Below are 26,327 nucleotides of genomic sequence, written 5' to 3' on the forward strand. Positions count from 1 at the left end.
GCAAAATCTGAGTTTGCTGACGACAGGATCCCTTCATGTCTGTACCGCAACTGACTTTACGTGCAGCGCGCAACCTTCATCTTTCCGCCCAAGGCTTATTGCTAAAACCTCGCCGTCGCCCTAAGCCTGCCGATGTTACCGCCACGATTTCCCGCATGTCACTGCTTCAGATTGATACCATCAATATCGTTGCCCGCAGCCCCTACCTGGTGCTATTCAGCCGCTTAGGTAATTTCCCGCAACACTGGCTTGATGATGCGCTGCTTCGTGGCGAACTCATGGAGTATTGGGCGCACGAAGCCTGTTTTTTACCCCGAGAAGATTTTTCGCTAATACGCCATCGAATGTTGAACCCAGAGAAAATGGGCTGGAAATACCGCTCTGAATGGATGGTTGAGCATGCTGAAGAGATTGAAAAGTTACTAGCGTACATTGAGAGCAATGGCCCGGTGCGTTCAGTCGATTTTGAACATCCCCGCAAAGGTGCGAGCGGCTGGTGGGAATGGAAGCCTCATAAAAAGCACCTTGAAGGTCTGTTCACCGCTGGCAAAGTGATGGTGATTGAGCGGCGTAACTTCCAGCGCGTCTACGATCTGACTTCTCGCGTGATGCCGCACTGGAATGACGACCTGCATCTGATTCACAAACTCGATGCTGAGCAACAAATGCTGGAAAACAGTGCGCGTAGCCTCGGCATTTTCCGCCCTGAGTGGCTGGCAGATTACTACCGGCTGCGAAATATCCCGCTTAAACCGCTGTTAGCCCAGTGGCAGGAGAAGGGCATTGTGATGCCGGTGAATGTCGATGATATGGGTGAGATGTGGCTTCATCGCGACCAACTACCACTGCTGGAGAAAGCTGAACAAAATGTGCTCCGTGCTACCCATAGCGCAGTGTTATCGCCTTTTGATCCCGTCGTCTGGGATCGCAAGCGTGCTGAGGCACTATTTAACTTTTCTTATCGCCTTGAATGTTATACCCCTGCTGAAAAACGTAAATACGGCTATTTTGTTTTGCCGCTGCTACATCAGGGTGTGTTAGTCGGGCGAATGGATGCAAAAATGCACCGTAAAACTCAGGAGCTGGAAGTGATCAGCCTTTATCTTGAAGAGGGCATTAAGCCCACTCAATCATTGAATAACGGCTTGCACACAGCGCTCACGGATTTCGCTCGCTGGCAGGGGGCAACGCTGATTCGCCTTGGAAATATTCCCGCAATGTTAGCGTCATCATGGGGTAAAGGTTGGGAAATTAGCCCGGTGAACGAATGAGTTATGATATTCTGTTGCCTTTGATGGCAGCCATTCTGGAGTAACCATGGATCATCGATTACTTGAAATCATTGCTTGCCCTGTTTGTAACGGCAAGCTCTACTTTAATCAGGAAAAGCAGGAGCTTATCTGCAAACCTGATCGCCTGGCCTTCCCTCTGCGCGATGGTATTCCCGTGCTGCTGGAGACCGAAGCTCGCGTTCTGACTTCTGACGAGACGAATCCATGAGTTTTGTGGCAATAATTCCAGCTCGCTATGCCTCTACGCGCTTGCCGGGCAAACCGCTTAAAGATATTAACGGTAAACCGATGGTCGTTCACGTTATGGAACGTGCTCGTGAATCGGGCGCCGAACGTATCATCGTAGCAACCGATCACGAAGAAGTGGCTCGCGCGGTTGAAGCCGCAGGCGGTGAAGTTTGTATGACCCGAGCCGACCACCAGTCTGGTACAGAACGTCTTGCTGAAGTCATTGAAAAATGCGGATTTAGCGACGATACCGTGATTGTGAATGTGCAAGGTGATGAGCCGATGATCCCTCCTGCAATCATCAGCCAGGTTGCCAGCAATCTGGCGAATAGCCAGGCGGGCATGGCAACACTTGCCGTGCCAATTGACTCTGCGGAAGAAGCGTTTAACCCGAATGCAGTAAAAGTGGTGATGGATGCGCAAGGCTACGCGCTCTATTTCTCCCGTGCGACCATTCCATGGGACAGAGACCGTTTTGCTCAGTCGCGTGAAGCGATTGGTGATTCTCTACTGCGTCACATTGGTATCTACGGTTACCGCGCTGGTTTCATCCGCCGCTATGTGACCTGGGCACCAAGCCAACTTGAGCAAATCGAAATGCTCGAACAACTGCGTGTTCTGTGGAATGGTGAAAAAATCCACGTCGCCGTAGCGAAAGAGATCCCAAGTATCGGTGTTGATACGCCAGAAGATCTGGAGCGTGTGCGTCAGGCAATGTCTTAATAGCCGTCTTTTAAGGCTCACACGTTAAAAACCGGTGCCCAGCGCCGGTTTTTTTATTATCTGAAGCCATATTGATCTGAGGTGATGACATCTCTAGCAAGCAAGCTCATTATAAAACCACCAGTGTTGTAAGGGGTAATGAGTCATGGAGTTGCTACGCAAGGAATTGAGTCATCTGCTGGGTGAAAAACTAAGCCGGATTGAATGTATCAATGAACAGCCAAACACCTCGCTGTGGTCGCTGTATGACAGCGACGGGAATGCGATGTCGTTGCTGGCAAAAAGTTTTAGTACCCCAGGCATCGCCGCCCAGTTAGCCTGGAAAATGTCCATGCTGGCGCGTTCCGGCACGGTGCGTATGCCAGTGGTTTACGGTGTAGTAACACATGAAGATACGCCGGGGCCGGACGTATTATTGATGGAGCGCTTGCGCGGTGTTCCGGTGGAAGCGCCAACCCGCACGCCTGACCGCTGGGAGCATCTCAAAGATCAAATTGTTGAAGGGCTTCTGGCCTGGCATCGCGTTGACAGTCGCGGCTGCGTTGGCAATGTCGATAGCACCCAGGAAAATATCTGGCCATCCTGGTATCGGCAGCGCGTCGAAACACTCTGGGCCACCATCAATCAATATCCGAATAATGGCCTCACCATGCAGGACAGGCGCATTCTGTTCCGCACCCGCGAATGCTTACCGCGTCTGTTCGAGGGTTTCAACGATAATTGCGTGCTGGTGCATGGCAACTTTACGCTTAGCAGTATGCTAAAAGATGGACGCAGCGACCAGCTACTGGCAATGCTTAATCCAGGCATGACGCTATGGGCACCGCGAGAATATGAAATTTTCCGCCTGTACGAGCAGGGGCAGTCGGAAAGTCTGATGTGGCACTACTTGCAACGCGCACCCGTAGCGGAATCATTCCTGTGGCGGCGCTGGCTGTATGTTCTCTGGGATGGTGTTGCGCAACTGCTACAGACGGGCCGACTCAATCGACCCGCCTTCGATATTGCGGCGAAAAACTTACTGCCCTGGATCGCCTGATGGTCCTTTCAGCCATTGCCAGATGCGACCCAGGGTTTCATACCCGACGCGGTCGCTGTGCATTAACCAAATTGGCGACGGAATGATGCGCTCCCAGGGATTGAGAGGCGAGTCGATCGCCAACTGATTAGCGGGGGCCGGAATAGGGTGCAGGCCAGCATTGCGGAAGAAGATCATCGCCCGTGGCAAATGAGATGCAGATGTCACCAGTAAGAACGGTTGTTGCCCAATCGCTTTTGCAACGGCCTGCGCCTCTTCTTCGGTATCTTTCGGATCATCCAGAGTGATGATTTGCGAACGCGGCACCCCTAAACTTTCTGCAACCCGCGCACCCGCTTCTGCGGTGCTGACTGAATTCGTCATCGCCCGAGCACCGGTAAAGATCATTTTAGCGCCAGGATTTGCCTGCCATAAACGCACACCTTCGGCGAGGCGAGGCAAACTATTGTTAATGAGATTGGAGCTTGGCGCCCATTCTGGGTTCCAGGTATAGCCGCCGCCGAGCACCACGACGTAACTGACCCGCTCACCACCGCGCCACGTCGGGTAAGTATTCTCGATAGGTTTGAGCATTTTATCAGCCACCGGCTGAAGGCTAATCAGCAGCAAAACTAACCAACTCACGCTTAACAGCGCTTTGGCGCTTTTTTGCCAGCGGGTGAACCACAGTAAGCCAAGCGCTGCACCCATCACCAATAACAAAAAGGGTAAAGGCAGCAGTAATCCGCCGATAAATTTTTTAAGGATGAAAAGCATGAATATTGGGTCCTTTTTTAGCCATACAGCAGGTAAACGCCGGTGATATTACACCAGACGGGTTCATTCTTGGCTCGGCTGTGCCAAAATAGCGCCTTTCTGAAATGATCCTTTCCCCTGGAGCCGTACCCGTGCGTGACCGCAATTTTGACGACATTGCTGAGAAGTTCTCACGCAACATCTACGGTACAACCAAAGGGCAGCTCCGCCAGGCCATCTTATGGCAAGATCTTGATGCTTTGCTTACGACTTTACCTGAAAAACTCCGCGTTCTGGATGCGGGTGGCGGAGAAGGGCAAACGGCATGCGGGCTTGCCGAACGTGGTCATGATGTCCTGCTTTGTGATGTCTCCGCCGAAATGATCTCTCGCGCCCAGGCTCAAGCCTGCGAAAAAGGTGTGAGCAGCAACATGCATTTCATACATTCTTCGGCCCAGGATATTGGTCAACATTTGGAAAAACCGGTTGATCTGATATTGTTCCACGCTGTGCTGGAATGGGTTGTCGACCCGCAGGCCGTGCTCAAAACGCTGTGGGATTGCCTGGCACCCGGCGGTGCTTTATCCCTGATGTTCTACAATGCTAACGGCTTGCTGATGCGCAACATGTTTGTCGGCAACTTCGAATATGTTCTTCAGGGTATGAAAAAGAATAAAAGAAAAACACTTTCGCCTGACAATCCGCTACAGCCAGAACAGGTTTATCACTGGCTGGAGCAAATTGGCTGGCAGATTACCGGAAAAACCGGGGTACGAGTGTTCCACGATTACTTGCGTGATAAGCACAAACAACGCGATGGTTTTGACGATTTGCTTGAACTTGAAACGCGTTATTGTCGGCAGGAGCCTTTTGTGAGCTTAGGCCGCTATATCCACGTGACAGCTATCAAGCCGCTTGAGCCAAGGAAAAATTATGAGTGACGTTTCCCAGACAGTGCCGGAACTGGTTGCCTGGGCCAGAAAAAATGACTATTCGATTTCGCTCCCGACGGAACGCCTGACGTTCCTGCTGGCGATCGCCACCTTAAATGGTGAGCGCCTGGACGGCGAAATGAGCGAGGGTGAACTGATCGATGCATTCCGTCACGTGAGTGATGGCTTTGAGCAGACCAGTGAAACCATTAACGTTCGCGCCAATAACGCCATAAATGACATGGTGCGCCAGCGTTTGATCAACCGTTTTGTCAGTGAAATCAACGAAGGTAATGCTATCTATCGCCTGACACCGCTCGGCATTGGCATTACTGACTACTACATTCGCCAGCGCGAATTTTCTACGCTGCGTCTATCTATGCAGTTGTCGATTGTGGCCGGTGAACTGAAACGCGCCGCTGACTCAGCAGACGAAGGCGGCGATGAGTTCCACTGGCACCGTAACGTCTTCGCCCCGCTGAAATACTCCGTGGCCGAGATTTTTGACAGTATCGATCTCACCCAGCGCATTATGGATGAACACCAGCAACAGGTTAAAGACGATATTGCGCAACTGCTGAACAAAGACTGGCGTGCGGCCATTTCCAGTTGCGAAATGTTGCTATCTGAAACCTCCGGCACATTACGTGAGTTACAGGACACCCTGGAAGCCGCGGGTGACAAACTCCAGGCGAATCTGCTGCGTATTCAGGATGCGATCATCGGGCGTGACGATCTGCACTTTGTCGATCGTTTAGTATTTGATCTGCAAAGCAAACTCGACCGCATCGTTAGTTGGGGCCAGCAAGCCATCGACTTATGGATCGGTTATGACCGCCACGTGCATAAATTCATTCGTACCGCTATCGACATGGATAAAAACCGCGTCTTTGCACAACGTTTGCGTGTCTCAGTACAGAACTATTTCGATGCGCCATGGGCTTTGACTTACGCCAACGCCGATCGTCTGCTGGATATGCGTGATGAAGAAATGACGCTCCGCGACGAGGAAGTGACGGGCGAACTGCCAACGGACCTGGAATTCGAAGAGTTTAATGAAATCCGCGAACAGCTCGCCGCCATGATTGAAGCGGCGCTTCAGGTCTATAAAACCAGACAAGTGCCGCTAGATTTAGGTGTAGTAATGCGGGACTATCTCGCGCAATACCCGCGCGCGCGCCATTTTGATGTGGCGAGAATCGTAGTCGACCAGGCCGTGCGCCTGGGTGTGGCTGAAGCAGACTTTACTGGCTTGCCGCCGCAGTGGCAGGCAATTAACGATTACGGAGCCAAGGTACAGGCGCATGTCATCAACAAATATTGAAAAAGTGATGCCAGTTAAACTGGCACAGGCGTTGGCCAATCCGTTATTTCCAGCGCTCGATAGTCAGTTACGTGCCGGTCGGCATGTGGGGCTCGATGAGCTGGATAATCATGCTTACTTGATGGACTTCCAGGATGAGCTGGAAGAGTTTTACACCCGTTATAACGTGGAGCTAATTCGCGCGCCGGAAGGGTTCTTCTATTTGCGCCCGCGCTCCACCACACTCATTCCACGTTCGGTCTTGTCTGAGCTGGACATGATGGTCGGTAAAATTCTCTGTTATCTCTACCTCAGCCCGGAGCGCCTCGCCAACGAAGGTATCTTCACCCAGGCAGAGCTGTACGACGAACTCCTGACGCTGGCTGATGAAAACAAACTGCTAAAACTGGTTAATAACCGCTCCACGGGGTCTGACCTTGACCGCCAGAAGTTGCAAGAAAAAGTCCGCGCCTCGTTAACGCGTTTGCGCCGCCTTGGCATGATCTGGTTTATGGGCCACGACAGCAGCAAATTCCGCATTACCGAATCCGTATTCCGCTTTGGTGCCGATGTGCGCGCCGGTGACGATGCGCGTGAAGCGCAATTACGCATGATCCGCGATGGTGAAGCCATGCCGATAGAAACTCGTTTGCAACTCAATGATGAAACGGAAGAAGAGTCGCAAACTGCTCAGGATAACGCGGAGGATGAACAGGAATGATTGAACGCGGAAAGTTTCGCTCACTAACGCTGATTAACTGGAATGGTTTCTTCGCGCGTACTTTTGATTTAGATGAACTGGTTACCACGCTTTCAGGCGGTAACGGTGCAGGTAAATCCACCACCATGGCGGCGTTCGTTACGGCGCTGATCCCTGATTTAACGCTGCTGCACTTCCGTAACACCACCGAAGCGGGGGCCACATCGGGTTCACGTGACAAAGGTCTGCACGGTAAGTTAAAAGCGGGCGTCTGTTACTCATTACTGGATGTGGTCAATTCACGTAACCAGCGCGTTGTTGTGGGTGTGCGTCTGCAACAGATCGCGGGCCGTGACCGTAAAGTCGACATCAAACCGTTTGCGATTCAAGGTTTACCGTCTTCCATTCAGCCTACTCAGTTGCTGACGGAAACGTTAAACGAGCGCCAGGCGCGTGTGCTGACGCTGCAAGAACTGAAAGACAAAGTGGAAGCCATCGAAGGCGTTCAGTTTAAACAGTTCAACTCAATTACCGATTACCACTCGCTGATGTTCGATTTGGGCATCGTGGCGCGCCGTCTGCGCAGTGCGTCAGATCGTAGCAAGTACTATCGTCTTATCGAAGCCTCGCTGTACGGCGGGATTTCCAGCGCCATCACCCGCTCACTGCGCGACTACCTGTTGCCAGAAAACGGCGGCGTGCGTAAAGCCTTCCAGGATATGGAAGCCGCATTGCGCGAAAACCGTATGACGCTAGAAGCGATTCGCGTCACTCAGTCCGATCGTGACCTGTTTAAGCATTTGATTTCTGAAGCGACCAACTATGTGGCTGCGGATTACATGCGTCACGCCAACGAACGTCGTATCCATCTGGATAAAGCGCTCGAATTCCGCCGTGAATTATTGACCAGCCGTAAGCAACTGGCTGCGGAGCAATATAAACATGTCGAAATGGCGCGTGAGCTTGCGGAACATAGCGGAGCAGAAGGGGATCTGGAAACGGATTACCAGGCGGCCAGCGATCACCTGAACCTGGTGCAAACCGCGATTCGCCAGCAGGAAAAAATCGAGCGCTATGAAGCCGACCTCGACGAACTGCAAATGCGCCTCGAAGAACAGAATGAAATTGTTGCCGAAGCCGCTGAACAGCAGGAAGAGAACGAAGCTCGCGCCGAAGCTGCTGAACTGGAAGTGGACGAACTCAAGAGCCAGCTTGCCGACTACCAGCAAGCGCTGGACGTTCAGCAAACCCGTGCGATTCAGTATCAGCAGGCGTTGCAGGCGCTTGAACGCGCGCGCACGCTTTGCCATATCCCGGATTTAACCGCGCAAAGTGCGGAAGAGTGGCTGGAAACCTTCCAGGCTAAAGAGCAGGAAACCACTGAAAAACTGCTGACGCTCGAACAGAAAATGAGCGTAGCGCAAACGGCGCACAGCCAGTTTGAGCATGCTTATCAGCTAGTTACCGCCATCAGCGGGCCGGTTAGCCGCAGTGAGGCGTGGGAGGTTGCACGCGAATTATTGCGCGACAGCAACAACCAGCGCCACCTGATGGAGCAAGTTCAGCCCCTCCGATCGCGTCTTAACGAACTTGAGCAACGTCTACGCGAGCAGCAAGAAGCGGAGCGAATGCTCGCTGAGTTCTGCAAACGCCAGGGCAAACACTTTGATCCTGAAGATCTTGAAGTGCTGCATGACGAACTGTCTGAACGCATCGAAACCTTACAGCAGCGCGTTTCTGATGCCAGCGACCAGCGTGCAAACCTGCGTCAGGAGCAAGAGCAGATCCAGGCGCGTATTAAACGCCTCCAGCAGCGCGCGCCTGTCTGGTTAGCCGCACAAACGAGCCTTACGCAACTGTGCGAGCAGAGCCACGAGCAGTTTGAAAGCAGCCAGCATGTTACCGAATACATGCAGCAACTGCTCGAGCGTGAGCGTGAAGTTACGGTGGAACGCGATGAAGTCGGGGCGCGTAAACGAGCTATTGACGAAGAAATCGAACGTCTGAGCCAACCTGGCGGTGCGGAAGATCCACGTTTAAATGCGCTGGCTGAACGCTTTGGCGGCGTGCTGTTGTCAGAAATTTATGACGATATTAGCCTTGATGATGCCCCGTACTTCTCGGCGTTGTATGGACCATCACGTCACGCCATTGTGGTGCCAGATTTATCGCTGGTTCGCGAACAGTTAGACAACCTCGAGGATTGCCCGGAAGACCTGTATCTGATTGAAGGGGACCCCTCTTCCTTCGATGACAGCGTGTTTAACGTTGAAGAGCTAAATGCCGCAGTTCTGGTGAAAACCGCCGAACGCCAGTGGCGTTATTCGCGCTTGCCGACGTTGCCAATCTTTGGCCGCGCCGCGCGTGAAAACCGCCTTGAAAACCTGCATGCCGAACGTGAAACCCTGGCTGAACGTTTTGCGACGCTCTCATTTGATGTTCAGAAATCGCAGCGTTTACATCAGGCATTTAGCCGTTTCATCGGCCAGCATCTGGGCGTGGCCTTTGATGACGATCCGGAAGCGGAAATTCGCCAGCTCAACACCCGCCGTGGCGAAGTTGAACGCGCGATTAATAGCCATGAAAACGACAACCAGCAGCAACGTCAGCAGTATGACCAGGCGAAAGAAGGTGTCGATCAACTGAACCGCCTGTTGCCGCGCATCAACTTGCTTAACGATGAAACGCTGGCCGATCGCTGCGATGAAATCCGTGAACGCCTCGATGAAGCGCAAGAAGCTGCTCGTTTCCTGCAGCAGTTTGGCAATCCACTTGCGAAACTCGAAGCCGTGGCGTCGGTGCTGCAAAGCGATCCTGAGCAATTTGAGCAGTTAAAAGAAGATTACCAATACGCACAGCAAGTGCAGCGCGATGCGCGTCAGCAGGCATTTGCCTTGACCGAAGTCGTGCAGCGTCGGGCGCATTTTAGCTACTCCGACTCCGCTGCAATGCTCGACGGCAACAGCGATTTAAATGAGAAATTGCGCAACCGTCTGGAACATGCCGAAGCGGAGCGCACACGTTCTCGCGAAGCATTACGCCAGCACGCGCAGCAGCTCAGCCAGTTCAGCCAGCTAATGGCCTCGCTGAAAAGCTCTTTTGATACCAAAAAAGAGCTGTTAAACGACCTGCACAAAGAGCTGCAAGATATTGGCGTACGTGCCGATCTCGGGGCTGAAGAGCGTGCCCGTGCGCGCCGTGACGAACTTCATACCGCCTTGAGCAACAACCGTTCACGTCGTAACCAGCTCGAAAAAGCGCTGACTTACTGTGAAGCGGAAATGAGCAACCTGACCCGTAAACTGAAACAGCTAGAGCGCAGCTATTTCGAAATGCGCGAGCACGTTGTGACGGCGAAAGCAGGCTGGTGCGCCGTGATGCGTATGGTGAAAGACAATGGTGTTGAGCGCCGTCTCCATCGTCGCGAACTGGCGTATGTCACCGGCGATGAGCTGCGTTCTATCTCGGATAAGGCGTTGGGGGCATTGCGTCTGGCGGTTGCGGATAACGAACACCTGCGCGACGTGCTGCGCATGTCAGAAGATCCAAAACGCCCTGAACGTAAAATCCAGTTCTTCGTTGCGGTTTACCAGCACCTTCGCGAACGTATCCGCCAGGATATTATCCGCACCGACGACCCGGTAGAAGCCATCGAACAGATGGAAATCGAACTGAGCCGTCTGACGGAAGAGCTGACTTCGCGTGAGCAAAAACTGGCGATCAGCTCGCGTAGCGTGGCGAATATTATTCGCAAGACGATCCAGCGCGAGCAGAACCGTATCCGTATGCTCAACCAGGGCTTGCAAAGCGTCTCCTTCGGCCAGGTGAATAGCGTCCGCTTAAACGTGAACGTGCGTGAAACTCACGCCATGCTGCTGGATGTGCTTTCCGAACAGCACGAGCAGCATCAGGATCTGTTTAACAGCAACCGCCTGAGCTTCTCAGAAGCACTGGCGAAGCTGTATCAACGCCTGAATCCACAAATCGATATGGGGCAGCGTACACCGCAAACCATTGGTGAAGAGCTGCTGGATTACCGTAACTACCTGGAAATGGAAGTTGAAGTTAACCGTGGTTCAGACGGCTGGCTGCGTGCGGAAAGTGGTGCGTTGTCCACCGGTGAGGCTATCGGTACCGGGATGTCGATTCTGGTCATGGTTGTGCAAAGCTGGGAAGAGGAGTCACGCCGTCTGCGCGGGAAAGACATTTCGCCTTGCCGTTTGCTGTTCCTTGACGAAGCCGCGCGACTGGATGCCAAGTCGATTGCCACACTCTTTGAGCTGTGCGAACGCCTTGAAATGCAATTGATCATTGCTGCACCAGAGAACATCAGCCCAGAAAAAGGCACCACCTATAAGCTGGTTCGTAAAGTGGTTCAGAACCACGAACACGTACACGTTGTAGGACTCAGAGGCTTCGCGCCAACGCTCCCCGAGCCGGTTGCGGGCACGGTAGATGTAGAGTAAAGAAAGATGTCATAAAAAACGCGAGCTTCGGCCCGCGTTGTGTTTTTCGCTTTTAAAGCCACCTTTTGAAGAGGTGGCTTTTTACTTTTAGCGTCAGGTATTACTTAACGGCCATACCTGCCTGTGCGCCGCTGTCCGGGCTTAGCAGGAAGATATCTTTCCCGCCAGGACCCGCTGCCATCACCATCCCTTCGGAGATGCCAAAGCGCATTTTACGCGGTGCCAGGTTTGCGACCATCACCGTCAGGCGGCCTTCCAGCGCGGACGGTTCAGGGTACGCTGAGCGAATGCCAGAGAACACATTGCGTTTCTCACCGCCCAGATCCAGTGTCAGGCGCAGCAGTTTGTCAGAACCTTCAACAAACTCTGCTTTTTCAATCAGCGCAACGCGCAGATCCACTTTCGCAAAATCATCAAAGGAGATGGTTTCCGCGATCGGATCGTCAGCCAGAGGGCCCGTTACCGGCGCGCTTGCTGCTTTCACTTCTTCTTTTGACGCTTCAACCAAGGCTTCAACCTGTTTCATTTCAATGCGGTTATACAGTGCTTTGAAATTATTCACTTTATGGTTCAGCAGCGGCTGCTGAATAGCATCCCAGGTCATTTCGCTGTTCAGGAACGCTTCAGCACGTTCAGCCAGGGTTGGCAGGACGGGTTTCAGCCAGGTCATCAGCACGCGGAACATGTTGATACCCATGGTGCAGATGCTTTGCAGATCGGCATCACGGCCTTCCTGTTTCGCAACAACCCACGGAGCCTGTTCGTCAACATAGCGGTTTGCCACATCGGCCAGCGCCATGATTTCGCGCACGGCGCGGCCAAACTCACGGCTTTCCCATGCTTCACCAATACTTTGTGCAGCGTCAGTAAAGGTTTTGTACAACGCCGGGTCAGCAATTTCAGCAGACAATTGGCCATCAAAGCGCTTGGCAATAAAGCCTGCGTTACGCGATGCCAGGTTGACGACTTTGTTGACGATGTCGCTGTTCACACGCTGCACGAAATCTTCCAGATTCAGGTCGATATCGTCGATGCGCGAAGACAGTTTTGCGGTGTAGTAATAGCGCAGGCTGTCAGCGTCAAAGTGGTTCAGCCAGGTGCTGGCCTTAATGAAGGTGCCGCGTGACTTGGACATCTTCGCGCCGTTTACCGTCACGTAGCCGTGAACGAACAGGTTAGTTGGCTTGCGGAAGTTGCTGCCTTCGAGCATTGCTGGCCAGAACAGGCTGTGGAAGTAAACGATATCTTTGCCGATGAAGTGATACAGCTCAGCGGTAGAGTCTTTCTTCCAGTATTCGTCAAAGCTTTCGGTATCACCGCGTTTGTCGCACAGGTTTTTGAACGAACCCATATAACCGATTGGCGCATCCAGCCAGACGTAGAAATATTTACCCGGAGCATTCGGGATCTCAAAGCCGAAGTACGGTGCATCGCGGGAAATATCCCACTGTTGCAGACCGTGCTCAAACCACTCCTGCATTTTGTTCGCCACTTGTTCTTGCAGCGCACCAGAACGGGTCCATGCCTGCAACATTTCGCTAAACGACGGCAAATCAAAGAAGAAGTGTTCGGAATCACGCATTTCAGGCGTCGCGCCGGACACTACGGATTTTGGATCGATAAGCTCGGTTGGGCTGTAAGTTGCGCCGCAAACCTCGCAGTTATCGCCGTATTGATCCGGAGATTTACATTTCGGGCAGGTGCCTTTTACGAAACGGTCCGGCAGGAACATGCCTTTTTCCGGATCGTAGAGCTGAGAAATGGTACGGTTTTTAATAAAACCGTTCTCTTTCAGGCGACCATAAATCAGCTCTGACAGCTCGCGGTTTTCATCACTGTGCGTGGAATGATAGTTGTCATAGCTGATGTTAAAGCCAGCAAAATCAGTCTGATGCTCCTGGCTCATTTCGCCAATCATCTGCTCTGGAGTGATCCCTAATTGCTGTGCTTTCAGCATGATAGGGGTGCCGTGAGCATCGTCTGCGCAGATGAAGTTTACCGTGTTGCCGCGCATTCGTTGGTAACGGACCCAGACATCAGCCTGAATGTGCTCCAGCATGTGACCGAGGTGGATTGAACCGTTAGCGTACGGAAGTGCGCACGTTACCAATATTTTTTTCGCGACATGAGCCATAGTAGGAATTGCATCTTCTATAGATAAAAGGGCTTTGATGTTAACCGAAAGCCCGCCCCGCGGTAAACCACACAAGGTGATCAAGGAAATTTTATCGTGGCTGCGGGCCATCTGGTATGCTTGAAGCATTCCAATGTCCGATAAAAAAACATAAGGAGCCGGGATGAATTCTCAATCCCCGTCAAGCCGTTCCCCTGAGCAGTTACGTGCTATGGTCGCCGGGACGCTGGCCAATTTTCAGCACCCAACCCTCAAACACAATCTGACCGCGCTTAAAGCGTTGCACCATGTCGCTATGCTTGATGACACGCTGCATGTCGAATTGTTGATGCCGTTCGTCTGGAGCAGTGGTTTTGAAGCGCTGCAAGAGCAGTGCAGCTCGGATTTGCTGCGTATTACCGGCGCTAAAGCGGTGGACTGGAAACTCAGCCATAACATCGCCACGCTTAAACGCGTGAAAAATCACCCTGGCATTAACGGCGTGAAGAATATTATTGCGGTGAGCTCTGGCAAAGGTGGCGTCGGAAAATCGAGCACTGCGGTAAACCTGGCGCTGGCGCTTATCGCTGAAGGGGCGAAAGTCGGGATTCTGGATGCGGATATTTACGGCCCGTCGATCCCCACAATGTTAGGCGCGGAACACGAACGTCCAACCTCTCCAGACGGCACGCACATGACGCCTATTATGGCGCACGGCCTGGCAACCAACTCCATTGGTTATCTGGTCACGGATGAAAATGCCATGGTGTGGCGCGGCCCGATGGCCAGCAAAGCGCTGATGCAAATGCTGCAAGAAACCATGTGGCCGGATCTGGATTACCTGGTGCTGGATATGCCGCCGGGCACCGGTGACATCCAACTGACGCTTGCGCAAAACATTCCGGTAACGGGGGCCGTTGTCGTCACCACGCCGCAGGATATTGCCCTGATTGACGCCCGCAAAGGCATTGTGATGTTCGAGAAAGTTGACGTGCCGGTGCTGGGTATCGTTGAGAACATGAGCATGCATATTTGCAGCAACTGCGGTCATCATGAAGCGATTTTCGGTACCGGAGGTGCGCAGAAACTCGCGGATCAGTACCACACTAACTTGCTGGGGCAGATGCCGCTGCACATCACGTTGCGCGAAGATCTTGATGCCGGTAAACCGACGGTTATCAACCGCCCGGAAAGCGAATTTACGGCAGTCTATCGCCAGTTAGCAGGTAGCGTTGCGGCACAGCTTTACTGGCAGGGCGAAGTGATCCCTGCGGAGATTTCATTCCGCGCAGTGTAAGTCCAAAAGTCGGGCGGCATTTACGCTTGCCCGACCCATTCATCCCCGCGATTGTCTTAATTTTTGCTTTCATCCCCACTAAATCAAAAATTATTGAAACCCTTCAAAGAAAGTTATGCCGCCAACGTGTATGTTACGCCGCCTCTGAAACGGATTGGCGGATGCAATGTACGAATTTAACCTGGTGTTACTGCTGCTTCAGCAGATGTGTGTCTACCTGGTTATTGCCTGGTTGATGAGTAAAACGCGGCTGTTTATCCCGCTGATGCAGGTCACCGTACGTTTGCCCCACAAACTACTTTGCTACGTCACTTTCTCCATTTTCTGCATTATGGGCACCTATTTTGGGCTGCACATTGATGATTCCATCGCCAACACGCGCGCAATCGGCGCAGTGATGGGCGGACTACTCGGTGGGCCAATGGTCGGCGGCCTGGTAGGGTTAACCGGAGGCTTACATCGCTATTCGATGGGCGGTATGACCGCGTTGAGCTGCATGTTTTCCACCATCGTGGAAGGGTTACTGGGCGGCCTGTTACACCGCTTGCTGATTCGCCGTGGCCGCAGTGATTTGCTGTTTAATCCTCTCACCGCAGGCGGTATTACGCTGGTGGCTGAATTCTTCCAGATGGGCATTATTTTGCTAATTGCCCGCCCGTTTGCCGACGCTCTGCATCTGGTGAAAAGTATTGCCGCGCCGATGGTCGTCACCAACACCGTAGGGGCCGCGTTGTTCATGCGTATTCTGCTGGATAAACGCGCGATGCTTGAAAAATACACCTCGGCTTTCTCAGCCACCGCCTTGAAAGTGGCTGCCTCTACAGAAGGGATTTTGCGCCAGGGTTTTAACCAGGAAAACAGCATGAAAGTGGCGCAGGTGCTGCATCAGGAGCTGGACATCGGCGCGGTCGCGATCACCGATAATGAGAAATTACTGGCTTTTACCGGCATTGGCGCAGACCACCATTTGCCAGGCCGCCCGATCTCCTCTGACTATACCTGGCAGGCCATTGAGCGCGGGGAAGTGGTATATGCCGATGGCAATGAAATGCCGTACCGCTGTTCGCTGCACCCAAATTGCAAATTGGGGTCGACGCTGGTTATCCCGCTATACGGCGAAAATAGCCGCGTGATTGGCACTATCAAACTCTATGAAGCGAAAAACCGACTTTTCAGTTCGATTAACCGCACGCTAGGTGAAGGCATCGCACAACTGTTATCCGCGCAGATTCTGGCGGGTCAGTACGAACGGCAAAAGCAGATGCTGACGCAATCCGAGATCAAACTGCTGCACGCCCAGGTGAATCCCCATTTTCTGTTTAATGCCCTCAATACGCTGGTGGCGGTGATCCGCCGGGATAACGAGCAAGCCTGCCAACTGGTGCAGTATCTTTCGACCTTTTTCCGCAAAAACCTGAAACGCCCGACGGAAATCGTCACGCTGGCTGATGAAATTGAGCATGTGAACGCCTATTTGCAAATTGAACAGGCACGTTTTCAGTCGCGCTTGTGCGTGCAACTGAATGTCCCGCAGGAGTTAGCGCAGGTAAGGCTCCCGGCGTTTACCCTACAGCCGATTGTCGAAAATGCGATTAAACACGGGACTTCGCAGCTACTCGGCGTGGGTGAAATAAGCGTGAGCGCGTGCCAACAAGGTGAGCATCTGCACTTGTCCATCGAAGACAACGCCGGTTTGTATCAGGAAAATATCAGCGCCAACGGATTGGGCATGAGTCTGGTCGATAAACGACTGCGCGCCCGTTACGGTGACGATTGCGGCATTAAAGTGGATGTCGAGCCAGACCGATTTACCCGCATTACCCTACGTTTACCTCTGGAGGAAACCCCATGTTAAAAGTGCTGATTGTCGATGACGAGCCGCTGGCGCGTGAAAATCTGCGAATAATGCTACAAAACGAGCCTGATATTTCAATCGTGGGGGAGTGTGGGAATGCGGTGGAAGCGATTGGCGCGGTGCATCGTTTGCACCCGGACGTGGTGTTTTTAGATATCCAGATGCCGCGCATCAGCGGGCTAGAAATGGCCAGCATGCTCGATCCTGAACAGCGGCCTTACATTGTGTTTCTCACCGCGTTTGATGAATACGCGGTGCAGGCCTTTGAAGAACACGCTTTTGACTACTTGCTCAAACCGATTGATAGCAAACGATTAGAGAAAACCCTGCACCGCTTGCGCCATGAACGTGCCGATCAGGACATCACGCTGCTCGCACCCAATCAGGAAGATCTCAAATTCATTCCCTGCACCGGCCAAAGCCGTATTTACCTGCTGCAAATGGACGATGTGATGTTCGCCAGCAGCCGCATGAGCGGCGTGTATGTCACCAACGTGCAGGGTGCCGAAGGTTTTACCGAGCTAACCTTACGCACGCTGGAAAGCCGCACATCCTTAGTGCGCTGCCATCGGCAATACCTGGTGAATATGGCGCATCTCAAAGAAATCCGCTTTGAAGAGGGTGGGCAGGCCGAGTTGATGCTGCGCGACGGGCAATCTGTACCGGTAAGCCGCCGTTATCTGAAGAGCCTGAAAGAGGCTTTGGGGCTTAAAGCGGTGTAGTTTTTGTACCAATAGTGACATATACTTGTACTGTAAATTGTACAAGTGGAGTGGTTATGCAAGTTATTACTTTTTCTGAAGCACGCAATCGTCTCAAATCCGTTCTTGATGAAGTTGCGGATAATGCAGATATCACCGTTATCACACGCCGTGATGCAGAAGATTCGGTGGTGATGTCCCTGGATTACTACAATTCTCTAATGGAAACGGTTCATCTGCTTAGTTCCCCAGCTAATGCAATGCGTCTGATGGAATCAATGGCGCAAGCCCAGGCAGGCAAAATCTCAAGGAGAGAGATTATTGATGAAGACGACGAATAGAATGCTGGCATGGACGGACCATGCCTGGGACGATTACCTGTGGTGGCAAACGCAGGACAAAAAAACGCTAAAGCGAATCAATAAGCTAATTGAAGATGCCAAACGCGAGCCTTTTACCGGTCTGGGGAAACCTGAACCATTGCGTGAAAATCTCAGTGGATTATGGTCAAGGCGCATTAATAATTCTGACCGTCTGGTGTATAGCGTCAGCGATGAACTCCTCATCATCATTCAATGCCGTCTTCATTACTAAATCTGCATACGGCAGCAGAACGCTATATACTGCCCGCTTTCAAGATTTAGAACGAGAGAATCACCACTATGATGAATAACGATGTATTACGCAGCGTGCGCTACATGCTGAATTTGGGCAATGACGATATGGTGAAAATTTTCGCCCTGACCGACACCGCCGTTACCGCTGAGCAAATTGTTACCTGGACCAAAAAAGAAGACGAAGAGAACTTCAAACTTTGCCCGGACATTCTGATGGCAAACTTCCTTAACGGTTTGATTTACTTCAAACGCGGCAAAGACGAAAGCAAACCGGCTCCGAAAATCGAACGCAAGATGACGAATAACATCATCCTGAAAAAACTGCGTATTGCGTTTGATTTGAAAACCGACGACGTGCTGGAAATTTTGACCTCTCAGGAATTTCGCATCTCCATGCCAGAAATTACCGCGATGATGCGTGCGCCAGAGAACAAAAACTTCCGCGAGTGTGGCGACCAGTTCCTGCGCTACTTCCTGCGTGGGTTAACTTCACGCGTGCACGTCGCGAAGAAGTAAGCTTTATTGCGGCGGATGGCGCTTGCGCTTATCCGCCCTACAAATCATCATCCGACATCAAACCGCGATTATCCCCGCGCTTCGTTCTTCCTTTTCACAATATCTGCCATTACCGCCAGCGCTATTTCAGCCGGCGTTTTGCTGCCCAATGGCAAACCGATTGGCGCGTGAATGCGTTGAAGCTGCGCCGGGCTTAACTCCGCAATTTTCTGCAAACGTTCCAGCCTTCGCGCACTGTTCTTCTGCGAGCCCATCGCCCCTATGTAAAACGCAGGCGTATTTACCGCCTCCATCATCGTCAGGTCATCCATACGCGGATCGTGGGTCAGCGCCACAATTGCGGTGTTGGCGTGGCAGGCGTTTTGTTCGAGATAGTTCGCAGGAAATTGCTTCAGCAGGGTAATGTCAGATTTAAGCGACGCGGCGAAATTTTCCAGCGCGTCCGGGCGATTTTCACAAACCAGCACTTCAAACCCTAACGAACTGGCAAAGTCGGCGCAGTACAACGCAACGCTCGACAGCCCGGCAATCAGCAAGCGCGGCGCGGCGGCAACATGGACCGTAACCTGTTGCCCATTACGTTCGACCTGCGTCACATCAGCAAATTCTGTGATCTCCAGGTGGCGGCACGGCTCGGGAAGCGTGAGGCATTTTTGCAAGGCAAAATGCCCCTTCAGCGCATCAGCCATTTTTTCCAGATACTGCACACTCCCTGTAGTGGCAGGCAGGTACTCAACCAGAATATCCAGAACGCCACCGCAGGGTAGCGCGATTCCCGGCTCCAGCCCGCCTTCTCCATACCGCACAATCTGGCTGGCTTGCTGGTATTCCCCCTGAGCAATACGCTGCAAAAAATCCTCTTCAACACATCCGCCTGAAAGCGAGCCGCAAAAGTGTCTATCGGCGGTTGCTGCCATTAACGCACCGGGCGAGCGGGGCGATGAACCAAAGGTATTTAACACCGTACACAGCCAGACAGGTTGTTGCTCAAGCCACTCACTCGCCTTGCGAATAACACTCATATCAAGATGTTGCATGGTTATGTTCACTCCTTTGAGCCAGATGCGAGGGAAGATCGATATCGCGTTGCGAACCGGCATCATCAATATCTACAAAGTGCATCATGTCCTCGTGTAGTAGTTCACGTGCGCCGCCATCCCCGGTTAACAGACAAAGTTTTGGGTACCAGCACCGGGCAAATCCTACCGGATGCCCTGGTTGCGCATTTGCGCGTGGGCGAGCCAGCTTGTGGGAGTCCAGCGCATCAGCCACCTGTAAAAACACCGCTGGCGGAACAAAAGGCATATCAGCCAGATGAATCAGCCAGCCGTGCCAGTTGGGCGTTGCGCAAACCCCAGCGGCAATTGACTCGCCTAATCCGTTGCTATCAATAAGCGTGACGGGAACCCGTTGTGCGCGGCAAACCGCTTGAATTTCACTATTTTCAGGGCGAGTGACAACATGAATTGCCAGGCCTGACAGTTGGGCATGCCGTAGCGTTTGCGCAAATACCGTGCAATCGCTCAGGCAAGCATTGAGTTTGTTGCCTGTTCCACCCGCTTTTTGGAAGCGTTCTGCCCGTCCGGCGGCGGTAATAATAATGCCTGGTTTCATGTCGGGTGCATGGTCCTTGATTGCGCAAATAAATTTAACAATTAGCTATTGATGTTTTTTTTATGAAAATGAGATGTTAATTCTTACATGATTTAGGTTAAATGAATATACTCATAATCACTACGGAGATGTGTTTTAAATACGCTCAATTAGCTCAAAATAAAGACAATAATAAATTTCAACGGGATGTTTTATGAGTAATTTCAATCCATCACGGCGTCGCTTTATCAAAAGCGCCGTGGTCGCAGGAGTAGCGGTTTACCTGGCCCCTCTTTATAGCCGTGCTTATGCCGCGCTATTCGAACAAAAAATCCTCCACTCCCCCAACTGGGATGACAAAAATAAGCGCATCCGCTTCCGCATTGACGGTCAATCGAAAGTGATGGGGCATAAAGTGTTCGTGCGTGATATTCGTGCCGTGGACATGCCGCACTGGCCGCAGAAACAGGCGCACGCTTTTATTTTACGCACCACCAAAGCAGACAGGCTGTTTAGCGGTATCGACCTCTCATTGTTAGGTGACGATCTGAAACCTGATCGCCTGGTCACCGCTGAGGATTTAGCGCGTGATGGCCTGGCCTTCCCGGCGTTTTATGGCGAAGACATGCTGCTGCCAACCGGCAAAACCCCGGCGTATCTGGGCCAGGCCGTCGCTATTTTGATTTACCATGACTTTGCCCGCTTCCGCTTTGCCAAAGACAAACTGAAATTCAAAGATGAAGTGATCCAGTACGGGGCCGAAACCGGCCCGCTGGAGCGCGATCCCTGGGGAACCTTCCGCTTTGTGCGCGTAGGCGGCGCGACCTCACAAGATGATGACCAATTCTCCAGCCTGAAAGACATGCCTATCTTCCCGGTGTCGATGAAAAAACATCTCCCGGTTTGGCCCGAAGGGCGCGAGGGCGGCAAGCTGGATGAAGAAGGGATGCATTACGCCAGCCAAATTTCTGATGAATTAAAGAATCCGCCGGAAGACTGGCTGGTATTGCAACGCCGCTACACCACGCAATCTATCGACACCGCCGCGCTTGAGCCAGATAACGCCAACGGCTGGTTCGACGAAGCCACGCAAACTTTACATATGGTGGTGCCAACTCAGTCGCCGCAGGAAGTGGCCGACGAGATGCCGCGCATGCTGGCAAAACGCACTCAGCCGGTAAAACAACTGATCCTGCATCCATGTTACACGGTGGGTTACGGCTCAAAAGATCACTATAACTTCCCGTATTACGGCGCAGTGGCGGCGATGTATGGCGACGGGCACCCGGTGCGCCTTGCCAACGACCGTTACGAACAGTTCCAGAGTTCACTCAAACGCCACGCGTTTGACATGGACTACACCATCGCGGTGAATAAAAAGACCGGCATCCTGCAATCATTCCTCGGGGCGATGACCGCTAACGGCGGCGGGCGCAGCAACTTTACCCCGTCCGTATCGATGGTAGGTGCGACCGCCGCGCAATCCATTTATTACTTCCCGAAAAGCGATTTATCGGCAGTGGGCGTGGCTTCCCGGGCAATCGACGCCGGTTCCGCTCGTGGCTACGGCACGTTGCAAAGCATGGCGGCTACGGAAATGATGGTCGATGAAATCGCCGCAGCCTTGGATATCGACCCGATTGAATTTCGTATGCGTAACGCGCTGAAATCCGGCATGAAAAATACCCAGGGGGCGATTCCCGCCGGAGCGATTCGTGTCGACGAAGTATTGGCGAAAGCAGCAAAGCATGAAATCTGGCTTAAACGTGCAGAACGCAAAGCTGAATTTGAAATGAAAAATCCAGGCAAACGCTACGGCGTGGGCTTTGGTTGCGTGCAAAAAGACTTTGGCACGGGGGCTGAAACCTCATTTGCCCGCGTGGAGGTAAGCGCTGATGGGCGCATTACTTTGCACCACAGCGGCGCAGAAATGGGCACCGGGATGTCCACCTCGCAATCCGTACTGTGCGCACAGTGGCTGGGCAAACCGGCGGATGAAGCGCACTTCTCGGTGACTGACTGGTCAACGCTGCCAATTGTCACCAGCGGCGACCCGTACATCATGTCCCAGGAAGAACAGGACAAACTGGCCGCTAATCCGGCCTGGTCACCGTCTTACTGCTCGCCATCCAGCGCCAGTAACTCTGCTTATTACTTCTCACACAGCACCCGTGAAGCGGCGCGTTTAGTCTTTGAACAGGGCTTATGGCCTGCGGCGATGGCTATCTGGACCACCGGCATTGGCGGCGGCCAGGCGGCTCCGCTAGTGGTGCGCATCGACGACGCTCGTTGGGTTGAAGGTGGCTTAACCGCTGCGGGGATGGAAATTTTAAGCCTCGAAATCCTTGCGAAAAAAGCGCATGAAATGGGGCTGATGACCGGAGCCGTGGTTCACGTATTTAACCGCTGGCAGTGGGCAGAAGCCGATTTCAAACTGGGCGAGCAAAGCAAACGCCTGCCGATTGATGCCCTGGCGGTGCGCCACGGCAGCGGTCAATTCACAACGCTTGCGCGCGAGCACGTTTATTACCCGCCAACCCAGCGCAACAACGCGGCGGTGACCTATTACAGCGCCGTCGGCACGCTGGCAGAAGTGGCGGTAAGCCTTGCCACCGGCGACGTTGAACTGCTCAACCACCACTCGATTATGGAGTGCGGCAACTTAATCGTGCCGGAACTGGTCTCCGGGCAGTTGCAGGGCGGGCTGGCAATGGGAATCGGCCACGCGCTACACGAATATTTACCTCTCTATGAAGACGGACCAGGCAACGGGACATGGAACTTCAACCGTTATCACCTGCCGCGAGCAAGCGACGTTGCGGTCTGGAAACAGACCGGCGATGTGCTGCCTGCGCTTTCGGAAACCGACCCGCCAAAAGGTATGGCTGAAGTCGTGATGATTCCGGTTGTCGCCGCCATCGTCAACGCCATTGCCGACGCGACCGGCCACCGTTTCCGTGATCTGCCCGTCCGTGCTGAAAATATTCGTGAGGTATTACCATGAGCATCAAAACTAAACCAATGACCCTGACCATCAACAACAAATCCTACGGCCCGATTGACGTGCCGGAAGGGCTGATGATGATCGATTTCCTGCACGAATACGTCTATCTGACCGGTTCGCGCCTGGGCTGCGGGCAGGGTATTTGCCACGCTTGCGTGGCGATTGTCGATAACCCAAGCGGCACCAGCGAAGAAGTGCGTACCTGCATTACCGGCGCTCATTTCTTTAACGGCAAAAAAGTGCGTACCGTTGAAGGCCACGCCAAAGTGGATGAGCAGGGCGAAGTCGTCGAACTCTCGCCTATTCAGCAGTCATTCCTTGACCACTACAGCTTCCAGTGCGGCTACTGCACGCCGGGCTTTGTGAACGCGGCGACCATTTTTGTGGAAAAGCTCAAACGTGAACCGATCGCTCGTGACGAGCTGGAAGGCGCAATCTCTCACGCGTTGGAAAACCATATCTGCCGTTGTACCGGCTATGTGCGTTACTACGAAGCGGTGCGCGACGTGGTACTGAAAACGCCGGGGCTGGTGAAGGAGGCGGTGAAATGAAAAAGCGTCTCGCGCTGATTGTGCTGGCGATAATCATTATTGTGGTGGCGATTTTGTACTGGCGGGAATACCGAACGTATGACGGCCCGGTGCAAAAAGTGGCCGCCAGCAAAGAGCAAATCGAACGCGGCAGTTATCTGGCAAAAGCCGCTGACTGCGCGGCTTGCCACACGGCTTCTGGCGGTGCGCCGCTTGCGGGGGGCTATCCGCTGGAATCCCCCTACGGCACGATTTATGGCAGCAACCTGACACCATCGGCTGATTACGGCATTGGCCGCTGGACGAAAGATGATTTCTACAAAGCGCTGACTGAAGGCGTGACACCAACCGGTCGTCATCTGTTCCCGGCGATGCCGTATACCTCGTACAAAAACATCTCGCGCCAGGATTCAGACGATATTTATGCTTACCTGATGACGCGCCCGGCGGTAGACGTGGCGACGCCGGATAACGAAATGAGCTTCCCGTTCAACCAGCGTATTGCGCTGATTGGCTGGAATATTCTGTTCCACAGCCAGGTTCCGCTTCCGGCAATTTCAACCGGTGATTCCGCCGACTGGCATCGCGGGCGCTACCTGGCAGATGTGCTTGGGCACTGCGGCGAATGCCATACCGAGCGCGGCTTGTTAGGCCAGATGAAGCTGGATAAAGCAATGCAGGGCGGGGAATTAGGGCGCTTTATGGCGCCGGATATTACGCCTAAAGCATTAGCGCAACGTGGCTGGACGCCGCAGGATGTGAGCCAATTCCTCTCGACCGGCTTCGCACCGCAGGGCAGCGCGTTTAGCGAAATGCACATGGTGGTGGATTTGAGTACTCAACACCTGACCGCCGCCGATCAAAAAGCGATGGCGACATATCTAATGGGTGAGGCGCCTCCCGCTGCGGTTCCGGCACCTCTGGGTAACGGCAATGAAGCAGGGCGCATGACCTATCTGGATCAGTGTTCTGGTTGCCATGCGCGTGAAGGGGAAGGCAAACCACACGTTGCCGTATCGATGCTTAACAACGCAACGCTGCGCCAGCCGGATGCAAAAAACCTGATTGTTTCAGTGCTCGACGGCCTGCCTGCGCAGAGTTTCCCGAACGGGGAAAGTATGCAAAGTATGCCGGGTTTTGGCGACCGTTTGAATGACGAACAAGTGGCCGAACTGGTGAACTACCTGCGAGTGACCTGGGGTGGATTGCCGGGTGATGTGACCGCCGAGCAGGTGAAGGCGTTGCGGGCGGCGAAATAAGGTATCGGCAAGAATCCAGTTCGGACCCCACCCCAACCCTCCCCTTACCAGGTGTACAGTCCGGGGACATGGTAGACAGGTGTTCGGACACATGGTGAACACTTTTTAACATCCTTTACCCATCGTGATCGACCTGTTTTTCAGGTCGATCACGCCCACTCTTGTGCTGTACCACCACACTTCATATTGTCCCTCTCCTGTCTCCTTCAACCCGACATGCTCGCCGATAAACGCCTTGCCCGCCTTCAGTTGCATCCCCTTAATACTGAGTTTTCCGCTTATATCCACCTTCCTGACCATCATCCCGGCATCATACTCTGCCGCCGCCGGACGGGCCTGATACTGCCGCGATGAGGGCTGGTAGCGTGATGCCGGCACCTGCATTCCCAGGGCCTCATGAGGCCGTTCCAGGTTGTATCTGTCCCGCCAGCTGTCGAACGTCTGCTGCAGCTGCTCACTGCTGAGGAACCAGCGCCCCTGCAGCAGTTCAGCCTTCAGGCTGCGGTGAAACCGCTCCAGCTTGCCCTGGGTCTGCGGGTGATAAGGCCGTGAGTGCCCGACGCAGATACCCTGGCGCATCAGCCACAGCTCCAGCGCTGTCCACGTTCCGGTGGTATCTCCCCAGGGCGCGCCGTTGTCCATGGTCATCCGCTCCGGCAAACCGTAGCGTTCGAAGACCTGCCGCAACTGAGCCTGTACGGTCCCGCGGCGCTCGTCGGCACAATGGGCCAGGCACAGGGAGAAACGGGAGTGGTCATCGAGCAGGGTGAGTGGATGGCAGCGACCGGCGGCAAACGGAAAATGCCCTTTAAAATCCATCTGCCAGAGCTGGTTAGGGGCAGCATGTTCGAAACGCCCGGTGGCAGGAATGCCGGACGGGAGGCCGGGCAACAGCCCATGGCGTGCCATCAGGTTATGGACGGTGCTGAAGGCAGGCAGGGTGTGGCCCTGGCGCTCGAGTGCGACCTTTATCTTGCGGGCGCCCCATGCCGGATAGCGTGCGTGAGCCTGGCGTAACAGGTCGACAACAGCCTCAGGCGTGCAGTGGGGAGAATGACGGGGTGTTCGCGGGCGCTCAGTGAGGCCCGCGTGGCCTTCAGCCAGCCAGCGGCGCAGCCACTTGTAACCTGTGGCAGGCGCAATGTTAAAGCGACGACAGAGCGCCCGGATGTTGGCCCCGTCCTGCGAGGCAAAGTGAACGAACTCGGTACGTAATGACATGGTATCTCTCGCATCCCACGGCATAAGCGGCTCCTGAAAGAAGTACTCATGCCTTAGTTGTAAGTGTCTACCATGTCCCCGAACAAGTGTTCACGATGTCCCCGGACTGTACACCAGGGGAGGGAGCTATTAGCGCCGCCATCTGCAACGTCTTTAACTCCTCCCCCTGGTAAGGGGGAGGCTGGGTGGGGGTCATTTAGTTC

21 protein-coding genes and 1 pseudogene are annotated in these 26,327 nt (G+C 53.4%); 17 read left to right on the forward strand and 5 right to left on the reverse strand.

Going from position 1 to position 26,327, the window contains the following annotated elements; translation table 11 throughout:
• Positions 1-35: 35 nt before the first annotated feature.
• The 4 genes from AB1E22_RS16520 to AB1E22_RS16535 all read left to right on the forward strand — a co-directional run bounded on the left by AB1E22_RS16520 (position 36) and on the right by AB1E22_RS16535 (position 3,282).
• Entirely contained in the window at positions 36-1,271 is a 1,236-nt protein-coding gene (locus AB1E22_RS16520) for a winged helix-turn-helix domain-containing protein (protein ID WP_367596317.1), read from the forward strand.
• Between the two features lie 46 nt (positions 1,272-1,317).
• Positions 1,318-1,500 carry a protein YcaR gene (gene ycaR, locus AB1E22_RS16525; protein WP_367596318.1) on the forward strand — a complete coding sequence of 61 codons (183 nt, stop codon included), beginning with the start codon at positions 1,318-1,320 and terminating at the stop codon, positions 1,498-1,500.
• Entirely contained in the window at positions 1,497-2,243 is a 747-nt protein-coding gene (gene kdsB / locus AB1E22_RS16530; protein ID WP_367596319.1) for a 3-deoxy-manno-octulosonate cytidylyltransferase, read from the forward strand. Before ycaR ends, kdsB begins: the two co-directional genes overlap by 4 nt.
• Before the next feature lie 145 nt (positions 2,244-2,388).
• Positions 2,389-3,282, forward strand: coding sequence for a YcbJ family phosphotransferase (locus AB1E22_RS16535; protein ID WP_367596320.1), 894 nt, complete (start codon positions 2,389-2,391; stop codon positions 3,280-3,282).
• On the opposite strand, the gene elyC is transcribed toward AB1E22_RS16535, so the two are convergent.
• Positions 3,262-4,038: an envelope biogenesis factor ElyC gene (elyC, locus tag AB1E22_RS16540; RefSeq protein WP_367596321.1), complete on the reverse strand. Its 777-nt coding sequence runs from the start codon at positions 4,036-4,038 to the stop codon at positions 3,262-3,264. The genes AB1E22_RS16535 and elyC overlap by 21 nt on opposite strands.
• Before the next feature lie 131 nt (positions 4,039-4,169).
• Between elyC and cmoM the strand changes: the two genes are divergently transcribed.
• The 4 genes from cmoM to mukB are packed head-to-tail and all read left to right on the forward strand — an operon-like array spanning position 4,170 to position 11,418.
• Positions 4,170-4,958 carry a tRNA uridine 5-oxyacetic acid(34) methyltransferase CmoM gene (gene cmoM / locus AB1E22_RS16545; RefSeq protein WP_367596322.1) on the forward strand — a complete coding sequence of 263 codons (789 nt, stop codon included), beginning with the start codon at positions 4,170-4,172 and terminating at the stop codon, positions 4,956-4,958.
• Positions 4,951-6,273, forward strand: coding sequence for a chromosome partition protein MukF (gene mukF / locus AB1E22_RS16550; RefSeq protein ID WP_367596323.1), 1,323 nt, complete (start codon positions 4,951-4,953; stop codon positions 6,271-6,273). The genes cmoM and mukF overlap by 8 nt, the downstream gene beginning before the upstream one ends.
• Entirely contained in the window at positions 6,254-6,973 is a 720-nt protein-coding gene (gene mukE, locus AB1E22_RS16555; RefSeq protein ID WP_367596324.1) for a chromosome partition protein MukE, read from the forward strand. Before mukF ends, mukE begins: the two co-directional genes overlap by 20 nt.
• Positions 6,970-11,418, forward strand: a complete 4,449-nt coding sequence (gene mukB, locus AB1E22_RS16560) for a chromosome partition protein MukB (RefSeq protein ID WP_367596325.1) — start codon at positions 6,970-6,972, stop codon at positions 11,416-11,418. Before mukE ends, mukB begins: the two co-directional genes overlap by 4 nt.
• A 100-nt stretch (positions 11,419-11,518) precedes the next feature.
• On the opposite strand, the gene metG is transcribed toward mukB, so the two are convergent.
• On the reverse strand, positions 11,519-13,552 hold the full coding sequence (gene metG, locus AB1E22_RS16565; protein ID WP_367597388.1) for a methionine--tRNA ligase: 2,034 nt from the start codon (positions 13,550-13,552) through the stop codon (positions 11,519-11,521).
• 163 nt (positions 13,553-13,715) lie between these two features.
• Between metG and apbC the strand changes: the two genes are divergently transcribed.
• The 6 genes from apbC (at position 13,716) to AB1E22_RS16595 (ending at position 18,517) form a co-directional block, all read left to right on the forward strand.
• Positions 13,716-14,828: an iron-sulfur cluster carrier protein ApbC gene (gene apbC, locus AB1E22_RS16570; protein WP_367596326.1), complete on the forward strand. Its 1,113-nt coding sequence runs from the start codon at positions 13,716-13,718 to the stop codon at positions 14,826-14,828.
• A 166-nt stretch (positions 14,829-14,994) separates the two neighbouring features.
• Positions 14,995-16,683: a LytS/YhcK type 5TM receptor domain-containing protein gene (locus AB1E22_RS16575; protein ID WP_367596327.1), complete on the forward strand. Its 1,689-nt coding sequence runs from the start codon at positions 14,995-14,997 to the stop codon at positions 16,681-16,683.
• On the forward strand, positions 16,677-17,405 hold the full coding sequence (gene btsR, locus AB1E22_RS16580; protein ID WP_367596328.1) for a two-component system response regulator BtsR: 729 nt from the start codon (positions 16,677-16,679) through the stop codon (positions 17,403-17,405). Before AB1E22_RS16575 ends, btsR begins: the two co-directional genes overlap by 7 nt.
• A 56-nt stretch (positions 17,406-17,461) precedes the next feature.
• Positions 17,462-17,725, forward strand: a complete 264-nt coding sequence (locus AB1E22_RS16585; protein WP_367596329.1) for a type II toxin-antitoxin system Phd/YefM family antitoxin — start codon at positions 17,462-17,464, stop codon at positions 17,723-17,725.
• The gene (locus AB1E22_RS16590; protein WP_367596330.1) at positions 17,709-17,978 is read left to right on the forward strand and encodes a Txe/YoeB family addiction module toxin; all 270 of its coding nucleotides are present in this window, start codon (positions 17,709-17,711) and stop codon (positions 17,976-17,978) included. Before AB1E22_RS16585 ends, AB1E22_RS16590 begins: the two co-directional genes overlap by 17 nt.
• Before the next feature lie 68 nt (positions 17,979-18,046).
• A complete protein-coding gene (locus AB1E22_RS16595) occupies positions 18,047-18,517 on the forward strand; it encodes a DUF1456 family protein (protein ID WP_034496898.1) in 471 nt (156 codons plus the stop codon).
• 68 nt (positions 18,518-18,585) lie between these two features.
• On the opposite strand, the gene AB1E22_RS16600 is transcribed toward AB1E22_RS16595, so the two are convergent.
• Entirely contained in the window at positions 18,586-19,554 is a 969-nt protein-coding gene (locus tag AB1E22_RS16600) for an XdhC family protein (RefSeq protein WP_367596331.1), read from the reverse strand.
• The gene (locus AB1E22_RS16605) at positions 19,541-20,131 is read right to left on the reverse strand and encodes a nucleotidyltransferase family protein (RefSeq protein ID WP_367596332.1); all 591 of its coding nucleotides are present in this window, start codon (positions 20,129-20,131) and stop codon (positions 19,541-19,543) included. The genes AB1E22_RS16600 and AB1E22_RS16605 overlap by 14 nt, the downstream gene beginning before the upstream one ends.
• A gap of 193 nt (positions 20,132-20,324) precedes the next feature.
• Between AB1E22_RS16605 and AB1E22_RS16610 the strand changes: the two genes are divergently transcribed.
• Genes AB1E22_RS16610 through AB1E22_RS16620 form a run of 3 tightly spaced genes read left to right on the forward strand, consistent with a single transcriptional unit; the run spans position 20,325 to position 24,903 of the window.
• A complete protein-coding gene (locus tag AB1E22_RS16610) occupies positions 20,325-23,114 on the forward strand; it encodes a xanthine dehydrogenase family protein molybdopterin-binding subunit (RefSeq protein ID WP_367596333.1) in 2,790 nt (929 codons plus the stop codon).
• Positions 23,111-23,665, forward strand: a complete 555-nt coding sequence (locus tag AB1E22_RS16615) for a (2Fe-2S)-binding protein (RefSeq protein ID WP_367596334.1) — start codon at positions 23,111-23,113, stop codon at positions 23,663-23,665. The genes AB1E22_RS16610 and AB1E22_RS16615 overlap by 4 nt, the downstream gene beginning before the upstream one ends.
• Positions 23,662-24,903: a cytochrome c gene (locus AB1E22_RS16620; RefSeq protein WP_367596335.1), complete on the forward strand. Its 1,242-nt coding sequence runs from the start codon at positions 23,662-23,664 to the stop codon at positions 24,901-24,903. Before AB1E22_RS16615 ends, AB1E22_RS16620 begins: the two co-directional genes overlap by 4 nt.
• Positions 24,904-25,026: 123 nt before the next feature.
• Here AB1E22_RS16620 and AB1E22_RS16625 read toward each other — a convergent pair.
• Positions 25,027-26,148 (reverse strand): annotated as a pseudogene (locus AB1E22_RS16625) (IS481 family transposase); the annotation flags it as partial.
• Positions 26,149-26,327: the final 179 nt, after the last annotated feature.

Origin of the sequence: Buttiauxella gaviniae, assembly GCF_040786275.1 — a bacterium.
Classification (GTDB): Bacteria; Pseudomonadota; Gammaproteobacteria; order Enterobacterales; family Enterobacteriaceae; genus Buttiauxella; species Buttiauxella gaviniae_A.